The organism is Acidobacteriota bacterium, assembly GCA_030774055.1.
Lineage (GTDB): Bacteria > Acidobacteriota > Terriglobia > Terriglobales > Acidobacteriaceae > JACPNR01.
The window spans coordinates 1-15,500 of record JALYLW010000046.1; the positions used below are offsets into that span (position 1 = coordinate 1).

A 15,500-nucleotide genomic window follows, 5' to 3' on the forward strand; every position below is an offset into this window, starting at 1 on the left:
GAAAGGCAAAAGGGAAAAGTCAAAAGGGTAAAGCGAAATTATTCCCCCACGCACCGGAAACCGACGCTGATGCCGCGGTCGGCCGGAGCGTTCCTGCTGCGGTACGATCCGCGGGAGTTCTTGGCAACGAGGCTCCACGAACCGCCGCGCAGCGTTCGATACTCTCCCGAGGGTGGCCCGCTCGGATCCTGCGCGGGAGACTGGCCGTAATAATTCTCGCCATACCAGTCGTTCACCCACTCCCACACGTTGCCCAGCATATCGTAAAGCTGCCACGCGTTCGGCTGCTTTTGCCCAACCCCGTCCGTCTGGTCGCCGCTGTTATTGCGGTACCACGCGACGGCGTCGAGGTCGCCGTAGCGGGCTGACGTGCTCCCGGCCCGCGCCGCATACTCCCACTCTGCCTCCGTCGGCAGCCGCATCCCTACCGCCCCACAATAGGAGCGTGCTTCATCCCAGTTCACCGTCTCCACCGGCAGCCGGTCGCCATGGAAATGACTCGGATTCGCCCCTGTCACCCGCTGATAGGCCGCCTGCGTCACCTCGGTCTGCCCCATCCAGAAACCCCGGGTGATGGTCGCCGTGTGTGCCGGTTCCTCATCGCTGCCACACTCGCTGTCCCCGGGCGAACAGCCCATCTGGAAGGTCCCCGGCGGGATCCAGACGTAGGTCAGGCCGTCTTTAGGATTCACCTTCGCGCCTCCCGGGCGAGGCGCGGCTTTCTCGTGGCTTGCGGCGGCCGCGGCGGCCTCTCTCTGTTCCTTAGCCCGCATCGAGGCGGCATAGACGGCTTTCGTCACGTCGTCGGAGGCGCCGGCGGCCTTCAGCGTCTGCAGGTATTCCGCGTCCGCATCAAAGCTCACGCCGCGTTTCTCGACCAGGGAGACGATCCGGGAATTGCTCACGCCACCGTTCAAAAGATTGGCGATATCTTTCTTCGAGAGAGCACTCGGTTGGGTGACTTGCTGAGTGAATACGGACACCACGGCGAGCAGAAGCAGAATGACGAGCGCGCTGATGCGCCGCTGCATGAACATGCAACCTCGAAAATGCGGCCGAGCGACACAGACTAACCTTGCCAGTCGGAGGGGTCAATGGCCGGGTACCCCACGTTCTTAGCCTGTCCCGAGCGAGGCCGAGGGGAGACGGTGTTGCTCGTGTGGGAAAAGCCCTCACCCCCGATCAGGCGTCTCACATTCGCTAGAGTCCAGCCCGCAAAGCGGGCGGAAAGCGCGCGTCCTCGCGCGCTTTTAGCCCAGGCCGTAAGGCCTGGGTAAGCGAATGAACGCCTCCCTTCCACTCGCCGAAGGCTTGCGCGCAGGCGGCGCTATTCCGCCGAAGCGCAAAAACCGAAGCGCAACAACTTTCGCTCCCTCGAGCTGACGCTCTCGGCTCGCGCGCAGGCGGCTCTAATGGCGAACATAAAGCGAATATTTCCCTTGACATCCCTTCTCTACTGCGCTAAAGATGGAAATGCTCACCCACAATGTATAGCACACAGCAATACTCGGGAGATCACGGCGAGACCTCACCAAAGTCTCGCCGTGACCACCCCGAGACCCATCGTGATTCCCCGCTCTAACTGACTGATTCTGCAAAGACCCCGCTACGGGGGAAGGAAGGACCGTGATCATGCCCACCCAAGCCACCCCAGAGCGTCCCGCCGACGCCGCCAGCGCCCGCGAACACCTACGCTCTCGCCCACCGCGCCCAGCGCTGCTGCCACGTCAAGCCCAACGGACTGCGCTGCGGCTCGCCCGCCATGCGCCGCAACGTCTTCTGCTACTTCCACAATGAGTACTACAACGGTTCCAGCGAGAACACCCTGCCCTCACTCGAGGACGGCAACGGCGTCCAGCTCGCCCTCATGATGGTCCTCGAACGTCTTCGCCGCGAGGCGTTCCGCGGCGCCGAGGTCAACGTTCCCGTCGTCAAGCAACTGCTCTATGGACTCCAGACGGCCGTCATCAACCTGCGCAACACCAACTTCGATCCCGTCCTCGCCGCGCCCATGATCACCGACCCGGCCACCGCCGACAACGAAGCCGAAGCGTCTGCCATGGTCGCAAAGAAGCCCACGCGCAGCGAGCAATGCGAGCCAAACAGCGACAGCATCACCATCACTCCGGCCGGCGACTAGCCGCCAGCCACAGTTTGTTTTTTGACCAGCAGTTTGTTCTTTGACAATTCGAAACCGCAGCGGCACAAGCCCCGAAAGGGACAGCAGCGGTGGTAACATCCCGCAGCGAAAGGTGGCGAGACATGCGAACGAAGATTGCGATCCTCCTGGTAGCAATGGCGGTCGTGGCGGTGGCCCTCGCCGCGGGCGGCAGCGGCCCGGGTAGCACCGGAAAGACCACGAAGGTGACGGGCTACGTGCTCGACTCGGCCTGCGCGTACACCAAGAACCTCGACAAACCGATCAGCGCCGACTGCGCGAAGAAGTGCGCCGCAGCAGGCTCGCCGCTAGTGATCCTGACCAAGGACGGCAACGTCTATCTTCCCATCGATGGAGCCACGCCCTCCAGCGGCCAGAACGCCAAGCTGCTGCCCTTTGCGGGACAGCGCGTGACCGCGACCGGAACGGTCTACGAGCGCGCTGGTTCGAAGGCCATCGTGATCGAGAAGATCGTGGCCGAGAAGACCAGTGCGGCGAAGACCGGCGCAGCGAAGTAGCGCGCGGTTTGACCGCCATTGGTTTGACCCCCATTTTTCGCGCGTGGTATAAACGAGGGTTCGCATAGGCGCGGTACAGAGCGCAGATGCGGACGGGAGCGCGGCCAAACCTGTACTTTCACTGTCCTGGTGGAAGCGCGACTCCGAACCGCCGGCCGCGATCGCCGGCTGCTGACGATCCCAAACGTCTTTTCGGAGGCATTGCCATGTCCTACTCGCTCGCCGCGAGAATCTCTCGCCGCGCTGTAACCACTCTTGCGCTCCTGGCGGTCCTTTTCCTGACTGCGAGCGCGTCGGCGCAGACCGCTTCACCAAACCCCGCAACTGGTCCATACGGCGCCGCGACTGGATCGCAGACGCACGAAGCCGCCGGCGAAGCTGCCTTGAAGCTGCCTGACCTGGCGACCGTCCAGTTCCTCGGCGTGGACGGCCACACGCTCCTCACCTTCGGACTCATCATCTGCGCGCTCGGCATGGGCTTCGGTCTCGCCATCTACATGAACCTGAAGAATCTGCCCGTGCATCGCGCGATGCTCGAGATCTCGGAACTCATCTACGAGACCTGCAAGACCTACCTCATCACGCAGGGCAAGTTCATCCTGCTGCTCTGGGTATTCATCGCCGTGGTGATCGTGGCGTACTTCGGATTCCTGCACCCGGTGCCGATGCATCCGGTGGGCGTGACAGTGCCCATCATCCTGCTGTTCTCCATCATCGGCATCGCGGGCAGCTATGGCGTGGCGTGGTTCGGCATCCGCGTGAACACCTTCGCGAACTCGCGCACCGCGTTCGCGTCGCTCAAGGGCAAGCCATATGCCATCTACAACATCCCGCTCAAGGCGGGCATGAGCATCGGGATGATGCTCATCTCGGTCGAGCTGCTGATCATGCTGTGCATTCTTCTATTCATCCCCGGAGATTATGCCGGGCCGTGCTTCATCGGCTTCGCTATCGGTGAATCGCTCGGCGCCGCTGCGCTGCGTATTGCGGGCGGCATCTTCACCAAGATCGCCGACATCGGCAGCGACCTGATGAAGATCGTATTCAAGATCAAAGAAGACGACGCGCGCAATCCGGGCGTGATCGCCGACTGCACCGGAGACAACGCCGGCGATTCGGTCGGGCCTTCCGCGGACGGCTTTGAGACTTACGGCGTGACCGGCGTGGCGCTGATCACCTTCATCCTGCTGGCGGTGAAGAGCGAGACGGTGCAGGTGCAACTGCTGGTGTGGATCTTCGTGATGCGCGTGCTGATGGTCATCGCCAGCGCGGCCGCCTACTTCATCAATGAAGCCATTGCCAAGGCGAGGTACGGCGCCGTGGACAAGATGAACTACGAGGCGCCGCTGACTTCGCTGGTATGGCTGACGTCGTTCATCTCCATCGCGCTGACCTACCTGGCGTCCTACGAGATCATCCCGCACCTCGCCGGCGACGACTCGCTGTGGTGGAAGCTGGCCAGCATCATCTCGTGCGGCACGCTGGCGGGCGCGGTCATCCCCGAGTTGGTGAAGGTGTTCACCTCCACGGACTCGGCGCATGTGAAGGAAGTGGTGACGTCGTCGCGTGAAGGTGGCGCGTCGCTGAACATCCTCTCCGGCTTCGTGGCGGGAAATTTCTCCGCCTACTACCTCGGCATGAGCATCGTCGGTCTGATGGGCGTCTCCTACTACTTCGCCTCGCAGGGCGTGGGCGCGGTGATGGTCGCCGCGCCGGTGTTCGCCTTCGGTTTGGTCGCCTTCGGATTCCTCGGCATGGGTCCGGTGACGATCGCGGTGGACTCCTACGGTCCGGTCACGGATAACGCGCAGTCGGTCTACGAGCTCTCGCTCATCGAGCAGATCCCCAACGTGCAAGCCGAGATCAAGCAGCAGTATGGCTTCGACGTCCGCTTCGAACGCGCCAAGGAGATGCTGGAAGAGAATGACGGCGCCGGCAACACTTTCAAAGCCACCGCCAAGCCGGTGCTGATCGGGACGGCCGTGGTGGGCGCCACCACCATGATCTTTTCCATCATCATGGCGCTCACCGACGGCCTCACCAGGAACACCGAGAACCTTTCGCTGCTGCACGCTCCCTTCTTCCTCGGCCTGATCACCGGCGGCGCGATGATCTACTGGTTTACCGGCGCGGCGACGCAGGCGGTGACCACGGGCGCGTATCGCGCGGTGGAGTTCATCAAGGCGAACATCAAGCTGGAAGGCGTGGAGAGAGCTTCGGTCGCGGATTCGAAGAAGGTCGTGGAGATCTGCACCCAGTACGCGCAGAAGGGCATGCTCAACATCTTCCTCGCGGTGTTCTTCGGCACGCTGGCGTTCGCGTTCGTGGAGCCTTACTTCTTCATCGGCTATCTGATCTCGATCGCCATCTCCGGACTCTACCAGGCCATCTTCATGGCCAACGCGGGCGGCGCCTGGGACAACGCCAAGAAGGTCGTGGAGACCGAACTGAAACAGAAAGGGACGCCGCTGCACGACGCGACCATCGTCGGCGACACGGTCGGCGATCCGTTCAAAGATACTTCGTCGGTGGCGATGAATCCGGTGATCAAGTTCACCACGCTCTTCGGATTGCTCGCGGTCGAGCTCGCGGTGAGCCTGGCGCGCGACCACGCGCAACTCACCACCTTGCTGGCGGTGGTGTTCTTTGCCGTCTCGTTCACGTTCGTGTGGCGGTCGTTCTACAAGATGCGGATCGAGAAGGCGCCGGCGTAAGGCTTTATGACAACCGAGAGAGGTCGACTGTTCCTGCGCGGGGTCGTCCTGACGGTGGCAGCCTTCTGCTTTCTGTTCGTGGTGCCGAAGGTGCTGCGGGCGATGGGAATGCCGCTCGACGTCACCGAGGCGGGACGCTGGGGCCTCGTGGCGCTGATAGCTGCCGCGGCGGTCGCACAGGGGTTCGCGCTGCTGGCGCTGCATAAGAGTCACGGGAAAGACGGCAAGGCTCCGGCTACTGCTGTCCTGTTAATAATCGTGGGATGGCCGCTGCTCATCTTCTATAGCGCGGGAACGCTGCTGGTATTTCTCTCGGCGCCCGATCCGAAAAGCGGCGTCTTCCGCTAGCGCTCAGTAGCTGCACGCCTCGTTCTGCAAGATGCGCATCGAGAAGGCGCCGGCAAAATGCTTTAAAAACGAGAACGGCGCAGACTACAATCCGCTCTCTCGTCCAAGCAAACTCTTCCCTCTCTTCCAGGAGGCGCGATGCGTTGCCGGCCCAGCCCTTCTATAGCAGCGGCGCTTGTGACCATCGTGCTGTTGGCGATTGCGCTCGGCTTCGCGCAGTCCGCATCCAATAGCGCGCTCAGCAAGGCAGACATCGCGAAGCTGCTGCGCGGCGGTGTCGCGATGAAGCGCGTGACGGCGCTGGTCGAGGAACGCGGCGTGGACTTCCCACCCACCGACTCGAACCTGCAAGAGCTGAAGCGAAGCGGTGCAGACGCGGCGCTGCTCGAGGCTGTCCGCAACTCCATCGCAAGGGAGCTGTCGGAGGCGCAAGCGCTGATCGAGAGTGACCAGTTCGCGAACGCGGAACAGCGCTTCCGCGCGCTGGTGGCGCGAGCGCCGCAGAATTCGCGCGCGCACCTCGGACTCGCCGATACGCTGGGATGGGAATCGAAGTGGCCGGAAGCCTTGCCGGAATACCGGGAGGCTGTGCGCTTGGATCCGGAATCAGCTCCCGCCCATCGCGGACTGGGTCGCGGTCTGGCCAACGCAAACAAAGACATCGACGGCGCCATCACGGAGATGCGCCAGGCGCTGCGCTTGAAATATGACTACGCCGAAGGCCACGCCAGCCTGGGCAGTTTGCTGCGGAGGAAGAAGGAGAAGGATATTGAAGGTGCGTTCTATGAGGCGAGGGAGGCGGTGCGCTTGGGTCCGGACCTGGGACACACGCATTTCGTCCTTGCCGATCTCCTGCTCGAGGAGAAGAAGGACCTGGACGGCGCGCTGGCGGAGTATCGCGCGGCCGTGCGCATCGGAGGTGCGTACGGCCGCCTCGCAGAAAAGGGCGTTGCTGACGTCAGCTACGTGAAGAAAGACTACTACGGGGCAGCGGCGGCATACCGCGAGATACTGCGGCGCTCGCCACAGGATTCGACCGCGCATTACGGGCTAGGCCACTGCCTGCAGGCAGTGGGCGACAACGAAGGTGCGCTGCGGGAATATCAGGAGACGGTACGCGAGAACCCCAGTGCCGCGTGGGCGTACAACAGTACGGGCGTGATCCTCGACACGGTCAAGAAAGACACCGACGGGGCGCTGAACGCGTTCGCCGCCGCGGTCCGCCTGGACGCGAGCGTGGCGAACTACCACCACAACCTGGCCATCATCCTGAACAAGAAAACTCGTTACCCGGAAGCGCTACAAGAATATCGCAAGGCGGCGGAACTCGAGCCCGCGAACACGCAATATCGCGAGCACGCTGACCAGATGAAGAAATACTGCGACGCCAATCACTGCTGACGCGTCCGGCAACATTCTTCAGTAGCTGCGCGCCCTCATCTTCTCGCGGACGCTGCGCGCTAACTTCTCGATCTCGTCGGCTTTCTTGATGACTTCGAGCGAGAGAATGCTCTCGTTGGATTTGTCCACCTGCTGTTTGAGCTGTGTGGCCAGCTCGAGGAGCTTGTCGGTATCTTTCTTGAGCGCGGCCTGGCGCTGCTTGTTCCACTGTTTGTCAGCTTCCCTCTGCATGCGTTCGCGGATCTGGACATCGGTATCGGGCTCGCGGCCGCGCTGCGGCGGACGCATGGGATCGAAGGAGGTCGCGTCGGTCTGCGCGACCGCCAGCAGGCCGGCCAGTAAGCCGACGATGAGGATGCTGACGCAAAGGACGCGGACACGAACGGCGGGCGGCACGATACGCGTGATACGCACGGGTAGCCTCGAAGGAACAAAGTTTTCCCGATTATAGATGCTGAGCGACCGGCCGGAAGTCGCGCCTGACGCGGCTGTTATAATCGCGCGCTGATTTCGATTTCCGTCGACCTCCCCATGCCCAGCCTAGTGAACGCGATGGTCTCCCGGCTTGCTTCCGACTTCTTGTCTCTTTCCGCCCTGTTGCCGGCGGAGTGGCAGAACTGGCGCGCTGAAGTGGCGGGCTGGACGCACCGCAACCTGGTGCGCTTGCTGGTGGTGATCCTGATCGCGCTCGTCCTGGTACAGCTGTTGCGGGCGTTCACGCGCCGGCTGGGACGCTTCAGCGAACGACAGCGGCTGCCGCAGGGGCTGCGCGCGCAGCAGTTGCGGACGCTGGCCACGGTGATCGACAGCGTGGGCATCGCGGTGATCCTCTTCCTGACCGCGATGCAGGTGCTGCCCATCTTCGGCATCGACATGAAGCCGCTGCTGGCGTCAGCGGGGATCGCCGGACTCGCCATCGGCTTTGGCGCGCAGACGCTGGTGAAAGACGTGATCAACGGATTCTTCATCCTGGTGGAGAACCAGTACGACATCGGCGACGTGGTGCGGCTGGGGCCGGTCACGGGGACGGTGGAAGAGATGACGCTGCGGCGCACGGTGCTGCGCGATGCCGATGGCTCGGTACACGTCGTCCCCAACAGCGAGATCAAGATCGTGACCAACATGACGCGCGACTGGACGCAGGTGTCCCTGCACGTGCCGGTGGCGTACAACGAACCGAGCGAGAAGGTGCTGCGGGTGCTGCGCGAGGCGGCGGAGGAGACGCGCAACGATCCGGAGTTCGCGGCGGAGATCGTCTCCGCCCCGGAAGTCCCCGGGATCGAGCGCGTGGGCGCGGGCGAAGCGGTCTACCTGCTGCTGGTGAAGACGCATCCCGGCGCGCAACATCGTGTCAGCCGCGAACTGCGCCGCCGGGTGAAGGAAAGCTTCGAGCGTAATCACATCCAGGTGCCGGGTCCTCCGCGGATGTACGTTGATGATCCGGGACGGCCGGGAGCGGAAGAAGTGAAGTGATAGCGATTTGCGATCGCCGATTGGCGATTGCCGATTGGAATCCTTCAATCGGCGTCGGAAAGTGGATGGGTATGCTGAACGCGCGCTGTCTCGTAGTGGTTCTTCTCATCATGACCGGCGTGATTTTTGGGCAAGAGCAGCCACCGAAAGCGGAGGTCCCGCAAGAGGTTGACCTGATCTGGGGCGTGAAGGTCCCGATGCGCGATGGCGTGAAGCTGAACGCCACCGTCTACAGACCGCACGACCAGAAGGAAAGGCTTCCAGTGGTGTTCACGTTCACACCCTACATCTCCGACTCATACCACGCGCGGGCATGGTACTTCGCGCAGCACGGGTACGTGTTCGCGCTGGTGGACGTGCGCGGGCGCGGGAACTCGGGCGGGAACTTCGAGCCGTTCGCGAACGAAGGCCGCGACGGGCACGACGTGGTGGAGGGGCTGGCGCAACAGCCATGGTCGAACGGTTCGGTGACGATGTGGGGAGGCTCCTACGCCGGCTTCGACCAATGGTCCACGCTGAAGGAATTGCCGCCGCACCTGAAAACCATCGTGCCGGTGGCCTCGGCGTATGCCGCGGCCGACTTCCCTTTCTTCAAGAACGTGGCCTTCCCGTACGAGATCCAGTGGCTCACCTACACCAGCGGCGTGACCGGACAGGGAAACCTGTTTGGCGAGTCGGCATTCTGGATCCAGAAATTCCGCGAGCGCTACATGACCAACGCGCCCTTCCGCGACCTCGACAAGATCGTGGGCAATACTTCGACGGTGTGGCAGAAGTGGATGGCGCATCCCGAGCCGGACGCTTACTGGAGTGCGATGGCGCCAACGCGCGAACAATACGCGCGGATGAACGTGCCCATCCTGAGCATCACCGGGATGTACGACGGTGACCAGACCGGCGCGATGACCTACTACCGCGAGCACATGCAGTACGGCTCGGCCGACGCGAAGGCGCGGCACTACCTGATCATCGGTCCGTGGGACCACCCGGGCACGCGCACACCGAAGGCCGAGGTCGGGGGGCTGAAGTTCGGCGCCGCCTCTCTGCTGGACATGAACAAGCTTCACAAAGACTGGTATGACTGGACGCTGAAGTCCGGCACCAAGCCCGAATTCCTGAAGCAGCGGGTGGCGTATTACGTCACCGGAAAAGACGAGTGGAAATACGCCGACACGCTGGAGGCGATATCGAACCGGACATCGACGCTCTATCTGGGTTCCGCGGGCAAGGCGAACAGCGTGTTCGAATCAGGCACACTGGGGGCGAACGCGACCGCAGCGGACGCGGCGAAACAAGACCAGTGGACTTACGACCCGCTCGATACGCGGCCGGCGGAGATGGAGAAGGAAGACATTGCGAACCCCATCACCGACCAGCGCTACGCGCTGAACCTCTATGGCAATGGCGTGGTCTACCACTCGGTCCCGCTGGAGCAGGACACGGAGATATCCGGCTACCTGAAAGCGACGCTGTGGCTGGCGATGGATGTGCCCGACACCGACATCAGCGTGAGCGTCTACGAGATCCAGCTGGACGGGACGTCGATCGCGCTGACCAGCGACCTCATCCGCGCGCGCTACCGCGAGTCGCTCACGGAAGCGAAACTGGTGAAGACGGGCGAGATAAATAAGTATGAGTTCAACACGTTTCAATGGATGTCGCGCCTGGTGAAGAAGGGGAGCCGGCTGCGGCTGGTGATCGGGTGTCCGAACTCGATCTACGTGCAGAAGAACTACAACTCCGGCGGCGTGGTGGCGGACGAGAGTGGCAAAGACGCTCGCACGGCGCACATCACGCTGTATCACGACGCGCAACATCCGAGCGCGCTGGTGCTGCCGGTAGTGGACGCGAAGTAAGGAGAAAGCCAAATGGACCTGGGACTGAAGGGCCGCAGCGTGATCGTGGCGGGATCGAGCGAGGGCATGGGACGGTCCGCAGCCGAAGCCTTTGCCGCGGAGGGGGCGCGGGTAGCCATCTGCGCGCGCACGGAAAAGAAGGTCCACGCCGCGGCGGACGAGATCCGGGCGCAGCACAAGGGCGAGGGCGAGGTTTTTGCCATGGCGCTCGATGTGACCGATGCCGCAGCGGTGAAGAAGTTCGTGACGGCGGTCGCGGATAAATTCGGCGGAGTGGATGTCTGCGTGGCCAACGCGGCGGGGCCACCGGCGCGCAACTTCTTTACCGCGACGGATGACGAATGGCGCAAGGCGTTCGAGATGAACTTCATGAGCAACGTCCACTTCGCGCGCGAGACCATCCCATGGATGCAGAAGAAGCGCTGGGGACGGATCGTCACCATCACGTCGGTCTCGGTGAAGCAGCCCATCCCTGACCTGATCCTCTCGAACGCTGTCCGCGCCGCGGTGGTCGGCTTGGTGAAGAGCCTGGCGAACGAGTTTGGCAAAGACGGCATCACGGTGAACAACGTTGCTCCGGGATACACCGCGACGGAACGGCTGAAGCAGCTCGCGGCCACGCGCGCGCTCGCGGCCGGAGTGAAGCCGGAAGACTTCTACGAGAAGTGGGCGGCGGATACTCCGCTGAAGCGCGTGGCGCAGCCGGAAGAGGTGGCCGACGCCATCGTTTGGCTGGCGAGTGAACGGGCGTCATACATCACGGGGCAAACGCTGCTGGTGGATGGCGGGAGTTATAAAGGGGTGTGAGGGTGGCGCGCAGCGCGCGCGTCTTTCATTTCTGCGAGGCTTGGTTCCTCGACTCGCGCTCCCTCGAGCTGACTGCGACATTCGGCACGGCTGCACTGGTTCTCAGTCCTCAGTTGTGAGACGAGACCCGCTACTTCGGCGCGGCCCGCTGCTGGCGGCGGTAGGCGATGGATTCCAGGATCTGCTGGAAGCGGGGATGGTTGCGGACGTTCGCCAGCAACGGGTCGCGGCGGAACCACTGAGCGCGATCGTCGCCGTTGCGCACTGCGCGCTCCAGCCAGTCCAGGGACTTCTCCTTTTTCCCCTAGAACGGCGTAGAACTCGGCCGCGTAGGCCGTCATGTAAGGATTTGCGGCGGCGTACTTCAAGACTTCGCCGTCCATTTCCTTTAGTGCCGCCGCCCGCTTGCCTTCCAGGGCCAGCAGTTGCGCCCAGACGAGACGAAGCTGGTAATTTGCCCGATATTCCTTGCGCGCGCTTTCGAGCGTTCGGCGGGCCTGAGCCAAGTCTCCCGCATCAAGGTAGGCGCGCACCGGTGGCACCATGGCATAGGTGTTGTTGGGATCCTGCTCCACAACCTTGCCCAGCACACGGATGGAACCCGCCTTGTCGCCCTGAAGGCGCAGGATGTCGCCCTCCATTAAATGCGCGACGAAGAACAGCGGGTCGCGCTCGCTCGCCTGCTTCGCCGCAGCCATGGCGGCAGTGTAGTCGCCGTTCAGGACGTGGTAATAGCCCAGCTCGATGTATGAATCGAGGTGCAGCGGGTTCGCCCGCAACGCCTTCTCAATCTCCCCCGGAGCCAGCTCTTTGCGTCCCTCCTCCACGTATACGGCCGCCAGGGAGGAGTGGGCGCTGGCCAAGTTGGGCTCATCCTGCAGGGCGTGTCGCAGTTCCTCCTCCGCCTTGTAGAGCAATGTGGTGTCGTTGGAAGCGCCGCTGTCAAGCTTCAGGAAGTAGGTGAAGCCGTACCAGGCTCGAGCTTCTGCGAAGTGCGGATCAATCCCCAGCGCATGCTCCAGCATCAGCCGGGCCCGGTCGTAGTCGTACTGGTGATACAGGAACAGCATCGCTCGCTCGAAATATTCGTTTGCTTCGGCGTTCTTCGAGGGCGGTCCGCCGGTGCTGAGCCGCGGAGCCGCCGGCGCTTCCTGCTGGGCGATGCCCCTGCGCCCGGCATTGAATGGGACGCCGCGAATCACCGCGGCAATGATTCCGGCGCCGATCAGCAGCAGACCGATAGCGACCGGCCAGAGCCACAACCGGCGCGGGGCCTTCCCTGCTCGAACTACAGCGGGAACGCCGGCACTAGACTGCAGGGTTTCGAGCGCGGCGCGAACTTCTACCGCGCTTTGGTAGCGCTCGCCCGGCTCCTTCACGAGGCAGCGCTGGATCACTCCGCGCAGGGTCGATGGCACGCGCTCCGGAAAAGGCTCTGGCGGTTCCCGCAGGATGCCTGAGGTCAGCTCAAAGCTTGTCTTCCCATGGAAAGGAGGCTGGCCGGTCGCCATCTCATAGAGCATCACGCCCAGCGCCCACAGGTCGGAGCGCTCGTCGGCGGGCTGTCCACGCAGCACCTCGGGCGCGAGGTAGTGCAACGTTCCCACCACCACGCCCGCTTCGGTCAGTGACATCTGTGAACGCGTGACCGCGTTCAAGTCCTCTTCGCGCAGCCGCTTGGCCAGCCCAAAATCGAGGACCTTGGCCCGCCCCTCCGGCGTGATGACCACGTTGGCGCACTTCAGGTCGCGATGGATCACGCGCCGCTGGTGGGCGTGCGCCAGCGCGTCGGAGATTTGGAGGGCGTAGCGCAACAGCGTCTCGGTGGGCAGCCCTTCGCCCGGCACCAGCGCGCTCAGCGGCCGTCCGGCCACGTACTCCATGGCAATATAGGTTTCCCCGTCGCTTTCGGCGACTTCATAGATAGTGCAGACGTGAGGATGGTTCAGGGCGGAGGCCGTACGCGCTTCCTGCAGCAGCCGGGCGCGCGCCTTCTCGTCGGTCAGCCAACGCTCCCCCAACACCTTGAGCGCTACGTCGCGGTCCAACTGCTCGTCGTGCGCGTGGTAGACCACGCCCATGCCTCCGGCGCCGATCCTTTCCAGCACACGGTAGTGGCCCAGCGTCTGATTCACCTTGGCGCACCGCGACTCCCGCGGGCATCTTAGGCGGCTGCCGATGGGCGGGTCAATGCGGCAAGACTCGATCGGCGGCGGCGCACACGCCGCTGCAGCGCAGCGCGAAGCCGGAAGGCGGTGGACGCGATCGTGTCGCTGGCGAGTGAGCGCGCGTCGTCATATCACGGGGCAGACGCCGCTGGTGGATGGTGGGAGTTATCGCGGGGTGTGAGGCTTCCTGGCCGACCTCGTCTCTGTGAACGGCGGCGTGGTGTAGCCGGGCTGCGCCCTCTTACTTCTTGTCTTCCTTCTTAGCTTCCTTCTTGTCTTCCTTCTTGTCTTCCTTCTTGTCGTCCTTCTTGTCGTCGAGCTTGGCGACGAAGCGGTAGCCGACGCCGCGAACGGTCTGCAGATGCTGCGGGTTGGCGGGCACCTTCTCGATGTACTTGCGCAAGCGGACGATGAAGTTGTCGATGGCGCGCGTGTCGGTGTCTTCGGCGAGTCCCCAAACCTCGTGCAGGATGGCCTTGCGCGAGACGATCTCGCCGGCGTGCGTGGTGAGATAGCGCAGCAACTGGGCCTCCATCTGGGTGAGCGGGATGGTCTCGCGGCCGGTCTCGAGCTGGAGCGCGGCGAAATCTATTTTTTTGCCGTTGAAGCGGAAAGCGTCGTCCTTGTGCCGCGCAGATTTGTCGGTAGTGACGGCGCGGTGTGCCCACTGGTGACGGCGCAGCAGCGCCTGCAGGCGCGCGATGAGGATGCTGAGCTCGAAGGGCTTGGGCAGGTAGTCATCGGCGCCGGACTCGAAGCCCTGGAGCACGTCTTCGGAGCTGCCGCGCGCGGTGAGCATCAGGATGGGCAGCAGGTGCCCGCGCTTGCGCAGTTCAGCGGCGACCTCGAATCCGTTGATGCCGGGAAGCATCACGTCGAGGATCACGGCCGCAAACCCGCCACCGTTCTTGGCGCCATTGGTGAAGAGCTGCAATGCTTTTTCGCCGTCGGCGGCGAGCGTCACCTGGAAGCCTTCGGCCTCGAGGTTGTAGCGCAGACCGTCGGCAAGATGCTTCTCGTCCTCGACCACCAACACGGCGTTCCCCAGCCCGGCGCTCATGCGTAAGCCTTGGGCAGCCGGATGGTGAATGTGGAACCCTGATTCAGGCCAGCGCTCGCCACCTCGACCTTGCCACCGTGCTTCTCGATGACCGACTGCACGATGTAAAGGCCCAGCCCGGTGCCCTTCACGCGCGCCATGAATTGCCCAGGGACGCGGTAGAAGCGCTTGAAGACATGCTTGATCTCTTCGGGCGCGAGCCCGATGCCGCTGTCGCGCACCCGCACCAGCACGCTCTCGGCGTGCGGCTCGACCTCGACGACCACGCGCACACTCCCACCCGAATACTTCACCGCATTGTCGATCAGGTTCGAGAGCGCGGCGCGCAGCTCATCGGGATCGCCGATGACCTTGGTGCCCGCGGCGCCCTCCACACCGTTGTTCGCCACATTAATGTTGAGCTGCAACTCTGAAGACAGGTGGTACCGCTGGCGGGCGAGCGCGAGCGATTCCTCGGCCACCTCGGCGAGGTCGATCTCCATGCGGGTGATGCTGCGGCCTTTTTGTCCGGTGCGTCCGGCGCGCAGCACCTGCTCCACGGTGTGCAGCAGGCGCGAAGTGTCGGCCAGCATGATGTCGTAGAACTCCTTGCGCTGCGCTTCCTCCACGTTGCGCTGCTTCAAAGTCTCGAGATAAAGACGCAGCGAGGCGAGGGGAGTCTTGAGCTCGTGGGTGACGGCGTTGATGAAGCGGTCGTGTTGCTCGTTACGCCGGATCTCGCGTACCAGGAAGACGACGTTGACGACCAGGCCGGCGATGATGAGCGCAAAAAAGATCACGCCCATGATGGTGAGTCCGATGCGCTGCCAATGCAGCACGACCCAGCTCACGTTGAGGGTGACGGCGATGGCGACCAACACCACGCTGATGGTGATGAAGGTCGCGATCGACTTTTTGCGGGTGCTGGCCATAACGGTTGCCGCGCCCCGAGGCGCGGCTGCCCTCAGGAGCCATTAGACACGGCAAAAACGAAAGCCTGCAAGCAATGCTTGCAGGC

Annotated in this window: 13 protein-coding genes; 8 read left to right on the forward strand and 5 right to left on the reverse strand. The window is 63.2% G+C overall.

Going from position 1 to position 15,500, the window contains the following annotated elements:
• Positions 1-38 precede the first annotated feature (38 nt).
• Positions 39-1,031: a formylglycine-generating enzyme family protein gene (locus tag M3P27_03850; GenBank protein MDP9267442.1), complete on the reverse strand. Its 993-nt coding sequence runs from the start codon at positions 1,029-1,031 to the stop codon at positions 39-41.
• A gap of 731 nt (positions 1,032-1,762) precedes the next feature.
• Between M3P27_03850 and M3P27_03855 the strand changes: the two genes are divergently transcribed.
• The 5 genes from M3P27_03855 to M3P27_03875 all read left to right on the forward strand — a co-directional run bounded on the left by M3P27_03855 (position 1,763) and on the right by M3P27_03875 (position 7,139).
• Positions 1,763-2,140, forward strand: a complete 378-nt coding sequence (locus M3P27_03855) for a hypothetical protein (protein MDP9267443.1) — start codon at positions 1,763-1,765, stop codon at positions 2,138-2,140.
• A 122-nt stretch (positions 2,141-2,262) separates the two neighbouring features.
• Entirely contained in the window at positions 2,263-2,676 is a 414-nt protein-coding gene (locus tag M3P27_03860; GenBank protein ID MDP9267444.1) for a hypothetical protein, read from the forward strand.
• Positions 2,677-2,882: 206 nt separating this feature from the next.
• The gene (locus tag M3P27_03865; GenBank protein ID MDP9267445.1) at positions 2,883-5,390 is read left to right on the forward strand and encodes a sodium-translocating pyrophosphatase; all 2,508 of its coding nucleotides are present in this window, start codon (positions 2,883-2,885) and stop codon (positions 5,388-5,390) included.
• A gap of 6 nt (positions 5,391-5,396) precedes the next feature.
• Entirely contained in the window at positions 5,397-5,738 is a 342-nt protein-coding gene (locus M3P27_03870) for a hypothetical protein (GenBank protein MDP9267446.1), read from the forward strand.
• Positions 5,739-5,915: 177 nt separating this feature from the next.
• Complete coding sequence (locus M3P27_03875) at positions 5,916-7,139, forward strand: tetratricopeptide repeat protein (GenBank protein ID MDP9267447.1); 1,224 nt, start codon at positions 5,916-5,918, stop codon at positions 7,137-7,139.
• Between the two features lie 18 nt (positions 7,140-7,157).
• On the opposite strand, the gene M3P27_03880 is transcribed toward M3P27_03875, so the two are convergent.
• Positions 7,158-7,553 (reverse strand): hypothetical protein, encoded by a 396-nt coding sequence (locus tag M3P27_03880; GenBank protein MDP9267448.1) that lies wholly within the window; start codon positions 7,551-7,553, stop codon positions 7,158-7,160.
• A gap of 117 nt (positions 7,554-7,670) precedes the next feature.
• On the opposite strand from M3P27_03880, the gene M3P27_03885 reads away from it, so the two are divergent.
• The 3 genes from M3P27_03885 (at position 7,671) to M3P27_03895 (ending at position 11,275) form a co-directional block, all read left to right on the forward strand.
• Complete coding sequence (locus M3P27_03885; GenBank protein MDP9267449.1) at positions 7,671-8,612, forward strand: mechanosensitive ion channel family protein; 942 nt, start codon at positions 7,671-7,673, stop codon at positions 8,610-8,612.
• 65 nt (positions 8,613-8,677) lie between these two features.
• A complete protein-coding gene (locus M3P27_03890; GenBank protein ID MDP9267450.1) occupies positions 8,678-10,468 on the forward strand; it encodes a CocE/NonD family hydrolase in 1,791 nt (596 codons plus the stop codon).
• Positions 10,469-10,480: 12 nt separating this feature from the next.
• A complete protein-coding gene (locus M3P27_03895) occupies positions 10,481-11,275 on the forward strand; it encodes an SDR family oxidoreductase (protein ID MDP9267451.1) in 795 nt (264 codons plus the stop codon).
• On the opposite strand, the gene M3P27_03900 is transcribed toward M3P27_03895, so the two are convergent.
• From M3P27_03900 to M3P27_03910, 3 genes are all read right to left on the reverse strand, one after another.
• Positions 11,260-13,356: a protein kinase gene (locus M3P27_03900; protein ID MDP9267452.1), complete on the reverse strand. Its 2,097-nt coding sequence runs from the start codon at positions 13,354-13,356 to the stop codon at positions 11,260-11,262. The genes M3P27_03895 and M3P27_03900 overlap by 16 nt on opposite strands.
• Before the next feature lie 328 nt (positions 13,357-13,684).
• Entirely contained in the window at positions 13,685-14,503 is an 819-nt protein-coding gene (locus tag M3P27_03905) for a response regulator transcription factor (GenBank protein MDP9267453.1), read from the reverse strand.
• A complete protein-coding gene (locus tag M3P27_03910) occupies positions 14,500-15,414 on the reverse strand; it encodes a HAMP domain-containing histidine kinase (GenBank protein ID MDP9267454.1) in 915 nt (304 codons plus the stop codon). The genes M3P27_03905 and M3P27_03910 overlap by 4 nt, the downstream gene beginning before the upstream one ends.
• Positions 15,415-15,500: the final 86 nt, after the last annotated feature.

What these genes read in the sequence shown, in the direction of transcription:
- M3P27_03860 (MDP9267444.1), top strand. Translation starts at nt 2,263, where the DNA reads ATGCGAACGAAGATTGCGATCCTCCTGGTAGCAATGGCGGTCGTGGCG.
- M3P27_03865 (MDP9267445.1), top strand. Translation starts at nt 2,883, where the DNA reads ATGTCCTACTCGCTCGCCGCGAGAATCTCTCGCCGCGCTGTAACCACT.
- M3P27_03905 (MDP9267453.1), bottom strand. Translation starts at nt 14,503, where the DNA reads ATGAGCGCCGGGCTGGGGAACGCCGTGTTGGTGGTCGAGGACGAGAAG.
- M3P27_03885 (MDP9267449.1), top strand. Translation starts at nt 7,671, where the DNA reads ATGCCCAGCCTAGTGAACGCGATGGTCTCCCGGCTTGCTTCCGACTTC.
- M3P27_03910 (MDP9267454.1), bottom strand. Translation starts at nt 15,414, where the DNA reads ATGGCCAGCACCCGCAAAAAGTCGATCGCGACCTTCATCACCATCAGC.
- M3P27_03870 (MDP9267446.1), top strand. Translation starts at nt 5,397, where the DNA reads ATGACAACCGAGAGAGGTCGACTGTTCCTGCGCGGGGTCGTCCTGACG.
- M3P27_03855 (MDP9267443.1), top strand. Translation starts at nt 1,763, where the DNA reads ATGCGCCGCAACGTCTTCTGCTACTTCCACAATGAGTACTACAACGGT.
- M3P27_03850 (MDP9267442.1), bottom strand. Translation starts at nt 1,031, where the DNA reads ATGCAGCGGCGCATCAGCGCGCTCGTCATTCTGCTTCTGCTCGCCGTG.
- M3P27_03890 (MDP9267450.1), top strand. Translation starts at nt 8,678, where the DNA reads ATGGGTATGCTGAACGCGCGCTGTCTCGTAGTGGTTCTTCTCATCATG.
- M3P27_03900 (MDP9267452.1), bottom strand. Translation starts at nt 13,356, where the DNA reads ATGGGCGTGGTCTACCACGCGCACGACGAGCAGTTGGACCGCGACGTA.
- M3P27_03895 (MDP9267451.1), top strand. Translation starts at nt 10,481, where the DNA reads ATGGACCTGGGACTGAAGGGCCGCAGCGTGATCGTGGCGGGATCGAGC.